Raw genomic sequence first — 15,242 nt, 5'->3', positions numbered from 1 at the left:
CGGGTCCGCACTACCGGCGGATCCGGACGCGCACCGGCGCGCTCGGCTTCCCCTTCCCGAGGGCGTTCACCGCGGTCACGCGGAACCGGTGGACGCCGGGTTGCAGGCCGCGGAAGACGACCTTGCGCGGCGAGGTCGAGCTCGTCGTACGCGGGCCGCCGATCCGCTGGACGACGTAGCGGAGGACGGGCAGCCCGTTGCCCGAGGCGGGACGCCACCGGATCGTCGCGACGCGACCCTTGAGGGAGACCGTCGGCTTCGGAGTGGTTGTCGGCTTCCCGGCCGGCACGACCACGACGGACGGGGCCGAGGGGATCGAGTCGCCGAGGGTGTTGCTCGCGGTGACGGTGAAGGTGTACGCCGAGCCGTTGGTCAGCCCGGTGAACACGGCGGTCGTGGCGCTCGCCTCGACGCTCACCGTGCGGTCGGGCTTGCCTGTCGTGCGCGCGGTGACCGTGTAGCCGGTGACCGGGGAACCGTTGCCGGCGACCGGGTCCCAGGAGACGGTCGTCGAGCGGTCGCCGCGGACGGCGGTGGGCGTGGTGACGGTGCTGGGGATGCCGGCGGGGATGACCTCGTTGGACGGGGCCGAGGGGATGGAGTCGCCGATGGCGTTGGTCGCGGTGACGGTGAAGGTGTAGGCGGTGCCGTTGCTCAGCCCGGTGATGGTGGTGGTGCGGGTGGCGGCATCGACGGTCGCGGTGTGGTCGCCGGGGGTGGCGAGGACCGTGTAGCTGGTGATGGGTGACCCGTTGCCGGTGGCGGGGGCCCAGGAGACGACCGAGGACTGGTTGCCGCGGACGGCGGTGGGCGTGGTCACCGCGGTGGGGATGCCGGCGGGAGTGACGCCGTTGGAGGCAGCCGAGGGGGCGGAGTCGCCGACGGCGTTGGTGGCGGTGACGGTGAAGGTGTACGCCGCGCCGTTGGTCAGCCCGGTGAGGACAGTGGTCGTGGTGCTCCCGTCGACGCTGACCGTGCGGTCGGGCTTGCCTGCCGTGAGGGCGGTGACCGTGTAGCCGGTGACCGGGGATCCGTTGGCTCCAGCCGGGTCCCAGGAGACGGTCGCGGACCGGTCGCCGCGGACGGCGGTGGGCTTCGCGACGGTGGTGGGGACGCCGGCGGGGGTCACCTCGTTGGAGACGGCCGAGGGGATGGAGTCGCCGATGGCGTTGGTCGCGGTGACGGTGAAGGTGTAGGCGGTGCCGTTGGTCAGCCCGGTGATGGTGGTGGCGCGGCTGCTGGCGTCCACGGTCTTGGTGTGGGCGCCAGGGGTGGCGAGGACCGTGTAGCCGGTGATCGGCGATCCGTTGCCGGTGGCGGGGTTCCAGGACACGGTCGCGGACCGGTCGCCGCGGACGGCGGTGGGCTTCGCGACGGTGGTGGGGATGCCGGCGGGGGTGACCTCGTTGGACGGGGTCGACGGGAGGGAGCCGCCGACGGCGTTGGTCGCGGTGACGGTGAAGGTGTACGCCGCGCCGTTGGTCAGTCCCGTGAACACGGTGGTCGTGGTGCTCCCGTCGACGCTCACCGTGCGGTCGAGGCTGCCCGCGGTGCGTGCGACGACCGTGTAGCCGGTGACCGGGGATCCGTTGGCTCCCGCCGGGTCCCAGGACACGGTCGCGGACTGGTCGCCGCGCACCGCCCGGACCCGCTCCGGGGCGGACGGCGGGGTGGCCACGACCTGGTCCCAGGCCAGGACGAAGGGACCGGTGCCGCCGGCCGTGGAGAACCCGTCGACGGCGAGGAGGTAGCGGGTTCCAGCACGGGCCTCGAACGTGATCCGGGCATGGAAACGCGCGTCGTCGTCGTCGTTGCCGGCCACCTCCTCGAGCGCGCCCGGCGTCCCGGTGTAGGCGGCGAGGGTGGTGTCCCTGTTGTCGGCACCCCCTGAGGTCGACACGGTCATCGTGCCATCGCTGGAGGGGGTCCACGCGTACCAGACCGAGAACCCGCCTGCGCCGTAGGCGCTCGGCGGCACCGGGTCGGTGGTCTCGCGGGTGGCCAGGGCGTTGTTCCCCGTGGTCGTCCCGTTCGTGCCGCGCAGCACCTCGGCGGCCGCGACGTCGTCGTTGGCCGGAGGCTCGACCCGGATCGTCACCGAGGCGGTGGGCGAGGACCCCGCAGCGTTCAGGGCAGCGATCCCCACGACGTACGAGCCCACGGCGAAGCCGCCCGCGCGGGTGAGTTCGGCGCCGCGGCTGGTCGGGTCGAGCTGGCCGATGTTCACGCCGTCGAGGTGGATCGCGTACCCGGTGATGGGCGCGGTCCCTGTCGTCTCCGGCTCGACCCACCAGGCCAGGATCTTGCCCGAGGCGTGGTCGTAGGAGCCGGTGACCTGCCGTGGAGCGCTCGGGGTGGCAGGCGGGGGCGGGGCGGTCGTCGCGTTCACGGTGACGGCTTGGCCTGCCCCCGTGCCGTTGACCGCGCGGACGGACAGCTGGTAGGTGGTGCCGACCTCGAGGCCGGTGAAGGTGTGGCTGCGGGCATCGGCAGGGAGGGTCTGCGTCTCCGCGGATCCCGAGCGCGTCACCAGGTAGCCGGTGACCGGGCCGTCGCCCTGCGTCTCGGGTGCGGACCACGTGAGCGTCAGGGTGCGCTCGGCGCTGGTGGCGGCGACGTCGCGTGGGGTGCCGGGAGCACCTGCGGCGGTCTCGCCGTCACAGCCGGAGACCTCGATGGTGTAGGCGCCGAGGCTGCCGTAGTCGTCGTAGCCGCCGGTGGTCCAGGTGTCCTGGCCGACGCCGTCGATGGCCAGCACCCAGCCGTCGCCGGCGGTGGGCACGGTGAGGGCGGCACCCGTGCCGGCGGCGGTCGTCCCGTCGCCGTACGACGACCGCGGCTGTGCGGAGGCCCGCTCGGTGCCGGCCGCGTCGTGGAGCACGGCGCGGACGTCGAGGTTCGGGGCCAGGTCGGCGGTCCGCACGACGACGTCGGCGCCCGCAGTGCAGGTCCCGAGCAGGTAGGTGTCCACGTCGTCGGCGGTGCCGACGAAGGCCTCGCCCGCGGGGAGCGTCGCCGGTGCGGAGACCGACGAGGGTGCCTCGTCGGACCGGGCGCCGAGGTGTCCGGTCAGGATCCGTACGTCGTCCTGGGGGTTGCTCGCGTCGGGGTAGCTGCCGGCGCTCCACTGCGCGAGGGGGGCGGAGTAGCCGACGCCCATGATGGGCGCCCAGATGCCGTGCCCCGCGTAGTAGCCCTGGGTGCTGGTGCCGTCGTGGTTCAGGGCGAGGTTGTGGCCGGCCTCGTGCGTGGCGGCCTCGGCCACGTTCTTGGCCGAGCCACCCAGCGCCTGGGGAAAGACCCAGGCGGGCTGGTAGAGGGGAGTCGCCGCAATGCGGTCGAACACGTTCACGTAGGCGACGCCACCGCAGGAGCGGGAGCAGAGCGTCAGGTGCGCGTCGTCGCTGGGGGTGATCAGCACCCTCGTGCCGTACTCCGCATCGGTGGACGACGTCCGGACGAGCGCGGCGTCCCCCGGGTCCTCGGTGGTCACGTCGACCCCGAACGGCGCGTAGTCCTCCGCGACCATCGCCCAGACCTGCTGGATCATGCGTCGCTCGCCGTCGCTGAAGCCAGGCCCGTCCGACGCGGGGTCCCAGGCAGGATGGGTGGCGGGGATGAGCCCGTTCTGGTTGTTCCAGGTCGTGCTCGAGACGGTCTGGCCGTCGAAGTCGAGGAGGATCGTGAGGTTCGCGCCCGGGTTGCTGTGCAGGGCGAAGGTCTCCTCGAGCGGCGCCAGCAGCTCGACGAGGGGGCTGGGCGCCTCGGCGAGCGTTTCCGGGGCCGGGTCGACGTAGAAGAGCGCACCCTGGGGGTCCACCCAGAGCGTGTCGTCGGTGCGGAGCAGGGTCCGCAGCTCGGCAGGCGCCATGTCGTTGTGGGCGGCGGCAGTGGGGAGCTGGTCCCCGAGCTCCCGGATGGCCTTGCGGCCGTTCTGCGACTCCTCGAGGAGCGGGTCGGCCTCGGCGATGCGGACGGCCCCGGGCTCCGAGGGGGAGGGCTGGGCCGGGTCGGCGGCCGCGGGGGTGCTGGACAGGACGCCGAGACCCAGGAGTGCCGACATCGCCAGATTAAGACTCATGCTCACTGCGTGATGATAGGGACTCCGCGGGGGCCCGAGGGCACGTTTGGGAGAAGTCCCCGGTGTCGGTCAGGCGGTCTCGTCCCTGCGCAGCCAGTCCCGCGCCAGCTCCGGCTCGGCGACCGGGACGTCGCCGGTGGGCAGGTAGAGCCGCTCGCCGTCGAGCTCGAAGGACGGCAGCGCGTCGCGCCACGCGACGTACGCCGACGACGAGCGGGCCCGGGCCAGCGACGCGTCGGGCTGCTGGTCGGGTGGGACCGGGGGTTCCTCTGCCATGGACGGACTCCTCTGCGCGTGCCTACGCTGCGTCCAGCATCACCCACGGCGCTCGGACCCGGAGGTGGGGTGGCATGACGACCTCGGAGCAGACACTGGCCGCGCGGGTGCTCGCCGAGCAGCCGGAGCTGGTGGAGATGGCGGAGCGCACGCGCACCTACGGCGAGCTCGCCAGCGCCCTGCGCGCGGTCACGCTCAGCATCGACGGGAGCTCCTACGTCGTCGCGGAGGGCGACCTGCTGCTCGACCGCGACGAGCTCCGCCTCTATGCGCTGCGTCGCGCGGCGGCGCGCGAGCCCGGCGTACCCGACCCGGTGCCGTCGGTGCCGCTGGAGCCCTCCGCGGCGCTCACCGGGATCTCGGTGGGCGGGCGCGTGGTCCGCTGGGAGGACCCCACGTCGCTGCACTACTGCGTCTTCGAGAAGAGCTTCCCCACCCGCGAGCAGTACGACGCCGTGCGCGCCAACATGGCGGCCGCGACCGCCGACTGGGAGGCCACCTGCGGCGTGCGCTTCACCCACCTGGCGCAGTACGACGGCGCCGACCCCTCGACCCCGCTGGCCGACCTCGACCCCGGGCTGGTCTTCGCGGTTCGCTTCGTCGATGCCCAGGGCCAGTTCCTGGCCTCGGCGTTCTTCCCGACCAGCCCGCCGGAGCGCCGGCGGCTGCTGATCGACCCCAGCTACTTCGAGCCGGGGCTGCGCTTCGACCTGGTCGGCATCCTGCGCCACGAGCTGGGGCACGTGCTCGGCTTCCGCCACGAGCACATCCGCAGCGGGGCGCCGCCGCAGTGCCCCGACGAGGACAGCGCCGACACCGTCGATCTCACGCAGTACGACCCCCGCTCGGTCATGCACTACTTCTGCGGGGGCGTAGGGACCTCGGAGCTGGCGATCACCGACCTCGACCGCGAGGGCGCCCAGCAGCTGTACGGTCCGCCGCTGGGGGCCGAGGGGGTCTGAGGTTGGCGGGTCGGGGCTGGCGGGGTGGGGGCTGGTCGGGGGTCGCTGCCGGATGGGGTCACGATTGGTCACGAACGACAGCAATCCGGGGCGAATTGGTGCTGTTTGTGACCAATCGGCGGTGCGTCACGCTCCCGGCGGCGACCGCAGGCCGGTTGCGGCCAGCGGAGGCCGGCAGGGTCACGTTTGGTCCCCAACGACAACATTTCGGGGTCAATCCCTGTCGTTTGTGACCAATCGGCGGTGCGTCACTCGCTGTCCGGGCCGGGACTCGCCTGTAGGTACGGGAAACATCCGTTTTCACAGCGAGTGGCACTCCGAATACGCATACTTCTGAGCGGAGATACATACGGTCACGGGGGAGTAGTTGTGAAGTTTCGGGTTCTGGCCGTTGTGGCGCTCGCCGCGAGCATGCTGACGGCGTGCGGGGAGGACGAGCCGGCTGTGATGCCGGACGTCGTCTCAGCGCGTTTGGACGTCGCGCTGTCGGACATCGAGCGCGCTGGCTTCGAGGACGAGGTCGAAGTCATCGGGGGAGGAATGTTCGGCGTCGTCGACGAGTCCAACTGGGTCGTGTGCGAGCAGGAGCCGAGCACCTCCGAGGAGATCGGCGCCAAGCCGCGCCTGACAGTGGACCGCTCCTGCGACGGGGAGGACTCCACCGACGGCGACGCCGCTGCGCAAGCCCCCGCGGAGAAGGCTGAGCAGCCGACCTCGGCTCCGAAGCCGAAGCCGAAGCCGACGAAGAAGCCGACGAAGAAGGCGGACACCGACGAGGACACCTTCGTCATGCCGGCCACCGTCGGGATGGTGCTGCAGGACGCGCAGGACCTGTTGCAGTCGCAGGGGTCCTTCGTACTCACTCAGACGGATGCCACCGGCGCCGAGCGGTTTCAGGTGCTCGACTCCGGCTGGAAGGTCTGCTGGCAGGACCCGGCACCGGGCACGGTCACCCCGTTGAGCACGATGGTCGACCTGGGCACCGTGAAGCTGGACGAACGCTGCCCGTGACGACGGTGCGTCACACGCCAGCCCCAACCCCGACCGAGACCCCGCGGCCTCAGCCCTGACCAGCACCAGAGTCAGACCCCTCGCCGGCGACCCGCACCTCGGGGACCTCCGCGACCGCAGCCGCCGCGGCGGCCGGGGTCAGCGCCGAGCGCAGGCCCCACTCGAAGAACGCCAGCGAGAACGCCGCGACCACGGCGATGTCGACGCCGTTCGGCAGCCAGTCCTGCCCGCCGCCGTACCCGCCGACGAAGCAGAGCACGAGCAGGCCGATGTAGTACGGGCCGAGCCAGGCGACCGAGCGCATGTCGAGCGAGGCGACCAGTCCGCGGTCACGGATGACGCGGTAGCCCAGCACGACGGCGCCGAGGGCGATGGGGATGGTCAATTTGATCATCGTGTCCCAGCCGGTCCAGTAGATGATCAGGCTGACCACGATGAAGGCGACCCGCGCCAGCACTCCCAGCGCCGGGATCCGGAAGGGCCGCGTCCGCTCCGGGACCTGGCGGCGCAGTGCGACGACGGTGATCGGCCCCAGGCACATCGACAGCACGATGGCGCCGGAGTTGAAGGACAGCAGCTCCGACCAGCCGTCGCGGAACGCGATCAGCAGCACCAGCCCGACCACGAGATTCAGCACCATCGCCCGCATCGGGACGCCGTGGCGCGAGAAGACCGAGACGGCGCGGGGGAAGAGCCCGTTCTCGGAGACCGCCACGGTGAGCCGGCCGGTGGAGGCGGTGGAGACCAGGCCGGCGCCGAACGGGCCGAGTACGGCGTCGGCGACGACCAGCCTGGCCAGCCAGGTCATGCCCAGCCCGGTGAGCAGCGCGGCGAGCGGGCCGTTGGCCCCGCCCTGGTCGAGCCCGGCCCAGCCCTGGTCGAGGTCGGCGGGGTCCACGGCGCCGATGAACCCGAGCTGGAGGACGGTGAAGAGGACGGCGCAGATCAGGATGCCCCCGACGAGCGCGATCGGAATGGTCCGCTGCGGCCGCCGTGTCTCCCCGGCGAGGTCGAGGGCGTGGCGGAACCCGAGGAAGGCGAAGACCACGCCACCCGTGGTGATCGCGCTCAGCACCCCGGTCATCCCCTCGGGGGCGAACCCGGTCTCCCGCACCGGGTCCCAGGAGAAGTGGGTGAGCAGCGCGGCGGCGATCGCGACCGGGATGATGAGCTTCACCCAGGTCAGCGCGGTGTTGATCCGGGTGAACAGCGCCACGCCGAACGCGTTGAGCGCCGTGAAGAACGCGAGTACGCCGGCGGCCGCGAAGATCCCCGGCAGGCTCAGCGCGCTCTGCCCGTTGCCCGACGCCTCGGCGACGAACAGCCAGTCGAAGGCCCGGTCGTTGCTGACGTACTCGAGCATCGCCTGGGTCTCGATCGGCGCGGCGGTCACGTAGCCCACCCACGCGACCCAGCCGGTCGCGATCCCGACGCCCTGGCCGTGGCTGAACGTCGGCAGCAGCCCGAGGCCGCCGACCACCGGCAGCATGGCCGAGACCTCGGCGTACACGAGCGCGACGGTGATGAGCATCAGGCCGGCGATCGGCCAGGCGAGGATGGCGGCCGGCCCGGCCTGCTGTGCCGCGAAGAGCGGCGCGAACAAGACTCCGGAGCCGACCACGCCGCCGATTGCGACAAAGGTCAAGCCGAGAGTTCCAACCGAGCGATTGGGAGCTTGCCGCTCGTTCATCATCTTGAACGGTAGCGCGGATCACATCCCCCGTCGCGCCCCGTCGTCGCCCAGCAGTGTCGCCGGACCCGCATCACCTGACGAGCAGGTGGGCCACCTCGAGCCCCGCGGCCAGCGCGATCGTGCCGGCCAGCACGAAGGTGGGCCCGCCGATCGCGCGGTAGACGCGGTAGTAGCGGTCGTCGTCGTAGCGCCGCCAGCCCTCGACGACCACCCAGGTCGAGACCAGCGCCAGCGGGGCGATCGGCACCAGCGCCGCCGGCCCGAACTCGGCCCAGGTGTGCTTCGCGATCGCGGCGACGACCCCGAACACGGCCAGCGCCGTGCGCTCCCAGGCCAGCGTCGTCCGCTCGTCGCTCGGCACCGGGGGGTCGGGTCGGCCGTCGGCCGACCGCGGCATGCTCACGTCGCGGCCCTCACCGCAGCCTCACCGCTTCCTCCCTCACCGCAGCTCACAGCCACGCGACGATGAGGATGGCGGCGATCCCGGCGATGGTCAGCACGAGCAGGGCGCCGAACCCGATCGGCGGCATCGGGGCGCGGCGGCGCATCGAGCGCTCGACGAGCCCCCACCGCGCCCACGCCACCAGCGCGCTGGCGAAGGCGACGACGAGCAGGACCAGCACGAGCGCGCGCTGCACGCGCTCGGGGATCGACAGCGAGACCACGTCGAGGGCGACCCCGGCGGCGAGCACCGCCAGCGCGGTGCGGATCCAGGCCAGGAACGTGCGCTCGTTGGCCAGGCTCGAGCTGTAGTCGGGGTCCTCGCCCTGGCCGTAGACCCAGTGCGGCCGGCGCTCGCTTCTCTCGCGCATGCCTCCAGTGTGACCCACGCCGCGGCGGCCGGTCGGGCCCGAGCGGCGCGGGGCCGGGGGAGGGTCAGCCGTCGTACGTGATCGGCGAGACCGGGCAGCTCGCGCCCCGGCAGTCGCGGAACTCCTCGTCCCACGCGCGCATCTGGGTCAGGACCGGGGCGTAGTCCGGGTCCTCGGCGACGTTCTCCAGCTCGTAGGGGTCCGCCCGCAGGTCGTAGAGCTCCTCGCCCTGGTCCAGCGCCACATAGGTGTAGCGGTCGGCGTACCGGATGCCGGAGTAGGTGCGCGTGCGGCCGCCGTCCGCGGTGTACGCCTCGATCGGTACGACGCGGGGCGTCGCCTGGGTGCGACCCCAGTACTGCGACACGTCGACACCGTCGAGGACCCGGTTCACCGGCCTCGCCCGGGCGAGCGCGGCGATGGTGACCGGCCAGTCGGCGGTCGAGACCAGGGTGGTCAGATTGGCGCCGCGCACGACCCCGGGGCCGCGGACGATGGTCGGCACCTGGAGCGACTCGCGGTAGTGGCGCAGCTTCCCGGTCAGGTTGTGCTCGCCCATCATGAAGCCGTTGTCGGAGGAGAAGATGATGACGGTCCGGTGCAGCTGCCCGGTCCGGCGCAGCACCCGCACGTGCTCGCCCACCGCCTGGTCGATCGCGCGCAGCGACTCCTGACGCTGCTGCCACGCCTCGGTGAGCAGCATGCGGCTGGTGCGGTCCCACGTGCGTCCGGTGCCGTCGTCGAGCTTGTCGGAGGTGTCGGCCTCGAAGCGGCTGGGCTTCGGGGGCATCTGGACACCGGCGAACAGGTCGCGGTGCCGGGGTGCGGGCACGGTGGTGCCGATCTGGCGACGGTGGCTCGGGTGGGTGGCCAGCGGGTCGTCGGGGTCGCGGGGCCCGCCGTTGTGCGGGGCCACGTAGTTGAGCCACAGGTACCACGGCTTGTCGGCACGCTTCTTCGACCGCAGCATGTCGGTGGCCTGGGCGGCGAACAGGTCGGTGTTGTAGCGCGAGAAGCGGCGCACCTTGCCGTTGATGTTGAGCTTCGTGCCGAAGAACCGGTACGTCGTGGGGTCGACGCTGCCGCGCCAGTCGGTCCAGCCCGGCGGGACGTACTTGCGCGCTCCGCGGCCGCCCTCGCCGTACCCGTTGAGGTACTTGCCGACGAACAACGTGTCGTAGCCGGCGCGACGCAGCCACACCGGCAGCGTGTCCCGGTCGTCGAGCGCCTGGAAGCCGCCGTGGTCGCCCTTGACCCCGAGCGAGCCGTGGTTGTGGGCGTACTGGCCGGTGAGCATGCTGGCCCGCGAGGGCGCGCAGATCGGCGTGGGAGCGATCGTGTTGGTCAGGGTCGCGCCGTTCGCCGCCAGCTCCCGGGCCACCTGGGGCATGCTGCGCAGGTCATCGATGCTCATGTCGTCGACGGTGATCATCATGACGTTGGGCCGCTTGCCCGCCGCCGCCTGCACCGGCCGCTGCACGCCGGTCTCCGGGGCGACCACCCCGGGGACGGGCGTCGACTCGGGCTCGCTCGCCGCAGGGGAGTAGCTCGCGACGGCGGTGGCCGTGAGCACCGCGAGCGCGGAGAGGGCGCCCAGATGAGGGCGGGACAGCTTCACGGCGGGGACTCCTCGGAGGACAGAGCGATGGCGCGCCGGCCAGCGGCGCGGGGGACATCGTCGCAGACGATTCCGTTCGTGCGGGGTCGATCCACCGCCGCGTCCCTCGGGCACGGCGCGAGCCAGGTCACACGGCCGAGCATCAGGAGCCGCTCGGGCTCACCATCGCCAAGGTGACGTGACTGGGGATGTCGCAGGCCGGGCAGTCCCACTCCAGCAACCAGGACCGGACGCCGTCGGTGACCCGCATCGGCCGGGTCCGGAAGGCCGCCTCGTCCCGGACGGTCTCGAGGGCGGCATCGACCCGGAGCGACGCGTGGCAGTGGCCGCAGCTCACCCACGCGGTGAGCAGGCCGACCGTGCCGAGCTCGGCCCGGATCCCGGGGTGGTGCGGTGCCGGCCCCGGGCGCGCCATCGCACGTCGGATCCGGTGCGGGATGCTCATGGGTGAGCCTTCGTCTCGGCGGGCGCACCCCCGGCGCCGCGCCGCAAACGGGACCCCGGGGACGGGGACACCAGTCATTCGGAGCGACGGCGCTCCTGGCTCGGTCCGACGCCTGGTCCTCACTCCCGGGGGAGCGGTCCTGCCACGACTCCGCCCGCGGGCACGGCATCGCCGTCGGCCGATCGCGCGTACAGCCGGATCGGTACGGCGCCACGCAGCGCCGCGCGCCGGTGAGGGACGTCGGCGGCGCGGGCGTCGAGGTCGGCGGCCACCTGGGTGAGCGCCGCGGCGAGCGGCGCGATGTCCGCGGGGTCCACGGGGGCGTGGACCGTCAACGCGTCCCCGTACGGCGCGACGCCGACGACGACGCCGTCGGCGACCCCCGCCTGGGTGAGGCGGGCCAGCACGTCGGTGGCGAGGGCGACGTACCCACGCCGGGAGAGCAGGTCCCCGGAGAGCACCTCGACGCCCATCGGGAGCTGCGCGACGCGCGCGAGCAGCGCGGGGGAGGGCGCGCCGGTGACCGTGACGTAGAAGTCGCCGCCGGCCTCGTCGCCGGTCCCCGCACCGGTCACTCCACCCGTCGCTCCATGGGGGCCGCCGGCGGCGACCCACACGCCGCGGAACTCCCGGGCGAGCCGGTCGGCGTGGCGGTCGAACTCCTGGCCGAGCGCCTCACCGGCGGCGCGGCCGTGGAGCGCGACGGACCCGGTACCACGCACGAACGTCGAGTGCAGGGGCAGCCCCTCGGGCTCCTCCGGTGCCGGTGCGCTGCCCGCCTCCGGGCCCTCCGGCGAGGCGGAGCCGCGGTCCGGAGCACCGATCCGGGCGGTCGGGGCGACGGCCGGGTCGGTGCAGCCGCTCAGGCCGAGGACGGCGGCCATGCAGAGGCCGGCGGTGGCGATGCGCAGCATGGATCTCCTCGCGGGGGCCGAGTGCAGCATTCAAGCGACCCGGCGCGGCGGGGTCCATGACGTCTGGTCCACCTGGACACGCCATCCCCAACTTTGTTGATGACAGCGCCCACCACCCGGGCGTGCCATGTGGAAAGCGTCGCGCCCTCTGGGGGCGCGCGGATCTCGGAGGCTCCCCATGCGCCATCGACACACGCCCGTCTCGCTCCTCACCAGCCTCGCCCTCACCGCCGGTTTCGCCGCCGCGGTCGCCACCCCGAGCGCCGCCGCAGCGGCCGCGCCGGACGACCCCGGCTCCGGACCGAGCGTGTACGTCGGCGACCTCACCGTGCGCCAGGTCGGCGACCTGCGCCGTGCCGGCTTCGACCGCGAGGACTTCACCACGACCGGTGACAGCGCCGGCCGCGGAAAGGTCGGGGTCGAGGTCGTGATGACCGCGGAGGAGGCGGCCAAGCTGGCCGCCCAGGGCCTCCCGCTCGCCGAGAAGCGCATCGACGGCGAGCCGGTCTCCAGCCTGCTGGCCCAGGCGGACGAGCCGTCGGTCTTCCGCTCCTACAGCGAGCCCGGCGGCATCCGCGACGAGCTGCGCCAGGTCGCCGGCGAGAACCCCTCGCTGACCAAGCTGGTCACCATCGGCACCACCATCCAGGGCCAGCCGCTCTACGCGATCAAGGTGACCCGGGGCGCGCGCCAGGTCCGCGACGGCTCCCGCCCGGCGGTGCTCTACTCCGCCGCCCAGCACGCCCGGGAGTGGATCACCCCGGAGATGAACCTGCGCCTGCTCCACCACGTGGTCGACGGCTACGCCAGCGACCCCGACATCCGTCGGCTGCTGCGCGGCACCGAGCTGTGGTTCGTGCCGGTGGCCAACCCCGACGGCTACGACTACACCTTCACCGAGGGCAACCGGCTGTGGCGCAAGAACCTGCGCGACAACAACGGCGACGCCCAGATCACCGGTATCGACGGCGTCGACCTGAACCGCAACTGGCCGACCCGGTGGGGCTACGACAACGAGGGCTCCTCGCCGTCGTACGCCAGCCAGACCTATCGCGGCACCGCCCCGGCCTCCGAGCCGGAGACCCGGGCGCTGGACGGCCTGATGCGCCGCGTCGGCTTCGAGTTCCAGGTGAACTACCACTCCGCGGCCGAGCTGCTGCTCTACGGCGTCGGCTGGCAGGTGGCGACCCGCTCGCCCGACGACCTGATCTTCGAGGCCCAGGCCGGCGACGACGAGGACCCCGCGATCCCCGGCTACGACCCCGACCAGTCCGCCGAGCTCTACACCACCAACGGCGAGACCACCGAGCACGCGCACAACACCTACGGCACCCTCGCCTACACCCCCGAGATGTCGACGTGCCAGACCGCGAGCGACGCCGACCCCGACGACGCCTTCGAGGCCGCCGACTGCCAGAGCGTGTTCAACTTCCCCGACTCCGAGCCGCTCGTGCAGGCGGAGTTCGAGAAGAACCTGCCCTTCGCCCTGGCGGTCGCCGACTCCGCGGACGATCCCGACCACCCGGTCTCGCCGGTCGGCCGGCGCGCCCCCGACTTCGAGATCGACAGCTTCGAGGTCTCCTACGGCGACCCGCAGACCGTGGCGGTGCTCGCCCGGCGCGAGCTGCGCGGCCTGGTGCTGCGCTACTCGATCAACGGACGCCGCCCGCAGACCACCGGCACCCGGCTGTGGCGCGGTGGTGAGCGCTACGGCGACGAGGGCACCACCTACTACGGCGAGTTCCGCGGCCAGGTCCGCGGCGCCCGCCCCGGCGACCGGGTGCGGGTCTGGTTCGAGGCCACCCGGCCCGGCAAGGCCGGCGCCAAGCGCGGCAAGGGCGGCAGCAAGACCACCGGCAAGCGGACGACCAGCCGGTCCTTCACCTACCGCCTGGCCCAGGACACCCGCAACAAGGTGGTCGTGATCGCCGGTGAGGACTACGACGGCGTGAACCCGACGTACGACCCGCCGCTGACCGAGCCGAAGTACGCCGAGACCTACGTCCGGGCCCTGCGCCGCGCGGGGATCGGCGCCTCGGTCTGGGACGTCTCGCGCCAGGGGGTGCCGCACCACCTCGGCGTGCTGAGCCACTTCCGCGGGGCGGTCTGGTACCAGGGCGACAACCGGCTCACCCAGGACCCCGAGGACGAGATCACCGAGACCTACTTCGGCGACCTGCCCGACGCCTCGGTCGCCGAGCGCGAGCAGTACCTCACCCTCGCGGTGCGCGACTTCCTCAACGAGGGCGGCAAGCTCGTCCACACCGGGGAGACCGCCACCTACTACGGGTCGATCGGTGACGCACTGGGCGGCATCTACTACGGGTTGAACGGCGACCCGTCCGCGCCCTGCGAGGTGGTCGACGACCCGCGCGGCGACTGCCTGCTGCTGGCCGACGACTTCGCGCAGTACTACCTCGGGCGCTACACCCGGACCACCACCGAGAACCCCTCCGGGTTCGCCGGGGCCGGGCCGCTCGAGGGTGTCGCCGCGACGTTCGGTGGCCCCGCGCTCGAGGCGAACCCGCTCGATGAGGCGGGCGTCTTCACCGCCACCAGCGCGGTGCTGCCGGTGGAGGACTTCCCGCAGTTCGCGAGCACCACGGCCGGGCGCTACACCGGCACGCCTCCCGGCCGGCTCGACCCGGTCGAGGGCGAGTGGTACGTCGGCGGGCTGCACTCCGACGACTCCTACATGCGCCTGACCCGCCAGGTCGACCTGTCCGGGGTGGCCGCGGGTGACGCGCCCACGCTGCAGGCCCGGCTGTCCTTCGACCTCGAGGAGGGCTACGACCACGCGATCGTCGAGGCCCGCACCGTCGGCCAGGACGACTGGACGACGCTGCCGGAGACGGGAGGTCTCACCAGCACCACCGTGCCCACGGAGTGCGAGGCCGGCTTCCTGCTCGAGACGCACCCGTTCCTGCTGCACTACCTGACCCCCGGCGACCCCTGCACCCCGACCGGCACCACCGGGGAGTGGAACTCGATGACCGGGGACTCCGCAGCCGATGGCGGCGACGGATGGCAGGAGGCGTCGTTCGACCTCTCGGCGTACGCCGGCTCGCAGGTCGAGGTGTCGATCTCCTACGTCACCGATCCGGGGACCGGCGGCACCGGGCTGTTCATCGACGACACCCGGCTGAGCGTCGGTGGTCAGGTCGTGGACAGCGAGGGCTTCGAGACCGGGCTCGGCCCGTGGGCGTTCGCCGACGTGCCGCCCGGCAGCTCGCCCGGCACCGGGCAGTTCACCCGGTCGCAGTCGCTGTACTCCCCGGCGGTGCGCACCCGCGACACCGTGCTCCTCGGGTTCGGGGTGGAGCAGGTCGCCTCCGCCGCCGAGCAGTCCGCGCTCCTGCGCCGGGCCTTCGGGTCGGTGGGGCTGCGCTGAGGAGTCACCCCGCACGCACGACACCGGCCGACCCGCGGA

The 15,242-nt window shown here is 72.7% G+C and carries 11 protein-coding genes; 3 read left to right on the top strand and 8 right to left on the bottom strand.

Translation table 11 applies throughout. The annotated features are described in order from the left end of the window. Window positions 1-10: 10 nt before the first annotated feature. Entirely contained in the window at window positions 11-4,081 is a 4,071-nt protein-coding gene (locus HBO46_RS20790) for a fibronectin type III domain-containing protein (RefSeq protein WP_263457803.1), read from the bottom strand. Between the two features lie 69 nt (window positions 4,082-4,150). Then, entirely contained in the window at window positions 4,151-4,357 is a 207-nt protein-coding gene (locus tag HBO46_RS18595; RefSeq protein WP_166134362.1) for a hypothetical protein, read from the bottom strand. Between the two features lie 74 nt (window positions 4,358-4,431). Between HBO46_RS18595 and HBO46_RS18590 the strand changes: the two genes are divergently transcribed. Further along, a complete protein-coding gene (locus HBO46_RS18590; RefSeq protein WP_166134360.1) occupies window positions 4,432-5,319 on the top strand; it encodes a matrixin family metalloprotease in 888 nt (295 codons plus the stop codon). 447 nt (window positions 5,320-5,766) lie between these two features. Then, window positions 5,767-6,330 (top strand): hypothetical protein, encoded by a 564-nt coding sequence (locus tag HBO46_RS18585; RefSeq protein WP_166391194.1) that lies wholly within the window; start codon window positions 5,767-5,769, stop codon window positions 6,328-6,330. Window positions 6,331-6,379: 49 nt separating this feature from the next. Here the strand turns inward: HBO46_RS18585 and HBO46_RS18580 are convergent, their stop codons facing one another. The 6 genes from HBO46_RS18580 to HBO46_RS18555 all read right to left on the bottom strand — a co-directional run bounded on the left by HBO46_RS18580 (window position 6,380) and on the right by HBO46_RS18555 (window position 11,812). Continuing rightward, window positions 6,380-7,975 carry an APC family permease gene (locus tag HBO46_RS18580; protein ID WP_166134356.1) on the bottom strand — a complete coding sequence of 532 codons (1,596 nt, stop codon included), beginning with the start codon at window positions 7,973-7,975 and terminating at the stop codon, window positions 6,380-6,382. A 118-nt stretch (window positions 7,976-8,093) separates the two neighbouring features. Beyond that, the gene (locus HBO46_RS18575; RefSeq protein WP_224769519.1) at window positions 8,094-8,420 is read right to left on the bottom strand and encodes a DUF202 domain-containing protein; all 327 of its coding nucleotides are present in this window, start codon (window positions 8,418-8,420) and stop codon (window positions 8,094-8,096) included. A gap of 52 nt (window positions 8,421-8,472) precedes the next feature. Then, complete coding sequence (locus tag HBO46_RS18570) at window positions 8,473-8,835, bottom strand: YidH family protein (protein ID WP_166134352.1); 363 nt, start codon at window positions 8,833-8,835, stop codon at window positions 8,473-8,475. 64 nt (window positions 8,836-8,899) lie between these two features. Next, entirely contained in the window at window positions 8,900-10,453 is a 1,554-nt protein-coding gene (locus HBO46_RS18565; RefSeq protein WP_166134350.1) for a sulfatase family protein, read from the bottom strand. Between the two features lie 142 nt (window positions 10,454-10,595). Continuing rightward, window positions 10,596-10,898, bottom strand: a complete 303-nt coding sequence (locus tag HBO46_RS18560) for a hypothetical protein (protein ID WP_166134348.1) — start codon at window positions 10,896-10,898, stop codon at window positions 10,596-10,598. A 119-nt stretch (window positions 10,899-11,017) separates the two neighbouring features. Further along, entirely contained in the window at window positions 11,018-11,812 is a 795-nt protein-coding gene (locus HBO46_RS18555) for a hypothetical protein (protein ID WP_166134346.1), read from the bottom strand. A 178-nt stretch (window positions 11,813-11,990) separates the two neighbouring features. On the opposite strand from HBO46_RS18555, the gene HBO46_RS18550 reads away from it, so the two are divergent. After that, window positions 11,991-15,203, top strand: a complete 3,213-nt coding sequence (locus HBO46_RS18550; RefSeq protein ID WP_166134344.1) for a M14 family metallopeptidase — start codon at window positions 11,991-11,993, stop codon at window positions 15,201-15,203. Window positions 15,204-15,242: the final 39 nt, after the last annotated feature.

This window comes from Nocardioides ochotonae, from assembly GCF_011420305.2.
In the GTDB taxonomy this organism is placed as follows: domain Bacteria; phylum Actinomycetota; class Actinomycetes; order Propionibacteriales; family Nocardioidaceae; genus Nocardioides; species Nocardioides ochotonae.
This window is presented reverse-complemented; position numbering and strand designations above follow the sequence as displayed.

What these genes read in the sequence shown, in the direction of transcription:
- HBO46_RS20790 (WP_263457803.1), bottom strand. Translation starts at nt 4,081, where the DNA reads ATGAGTCTTAATCTGGCGATGTCGGCACTCCTGGGTCTCGGCGTCCTG.
- HBO46_RS18595 (WP_166134362.1), bottom strand. Translation starts at nt 4,357, where the DNA reads ATGGCAGAGGAACCCCCGGTCCCACCCGACCAGCAGCCCGACGCGTCG.
- HBO46_RS18590 (WP_166134360.1), top strand. Translation starts at nt 4,432, where the DNA reads ATGACGACCTCGGAGCAGACACTGGCCGCGCGGGTGCTCGCCGAGCAG.
- HBO46_RS18585 (WP_166391194.1), top strand. Translation starts at nt 5,767, where the DNA reads ATGCCGGACGTCGTCTCAGCGCGTTTGGACGTCGCGCTGTCGGACATC.
- HBO46_RS18575 (WP_224769519.1), bottom strand. Translation starts at nt 8,420, where the DNA reads ATGCCGCGGTCGGCCGACGGCCGACCCGACCCCCCGGTGCCGAGCGAC.
- HBO46_RS18570 (WP_166134352.1), bottom strand. Translation starts at nt 8,835, where the DNA reads ATGCGCGAGAGAAGCGAGCGCCGGCCGCACTGGGTCTACGGCCAGGGC.
- HBO46_RS18560 (WP_166134348.1), bottom strand. Translation starts at nt 10,898, where the DNA reads ATGAGCATCCCGCACCGGATCCGACGTGCGATGGCGCGCCCGGGGCCG.
- HBO46_RS18555 (WP_166134346.1), bottom strand. Translation starts at nt 11,812, where the DNA reads ATGCTGCGCATCGCCACCGCCGGCCTCTGCATGGCCGCCGTCCTCGGC.
- HBO46_RS18550 (WP_166134344.1), top strand. Translation starts at nt 11,991, where the DNA reads ATGCGCCATCGACACACGCCCGTCTCGCTCCTCACCAGCCTCGCCCTC.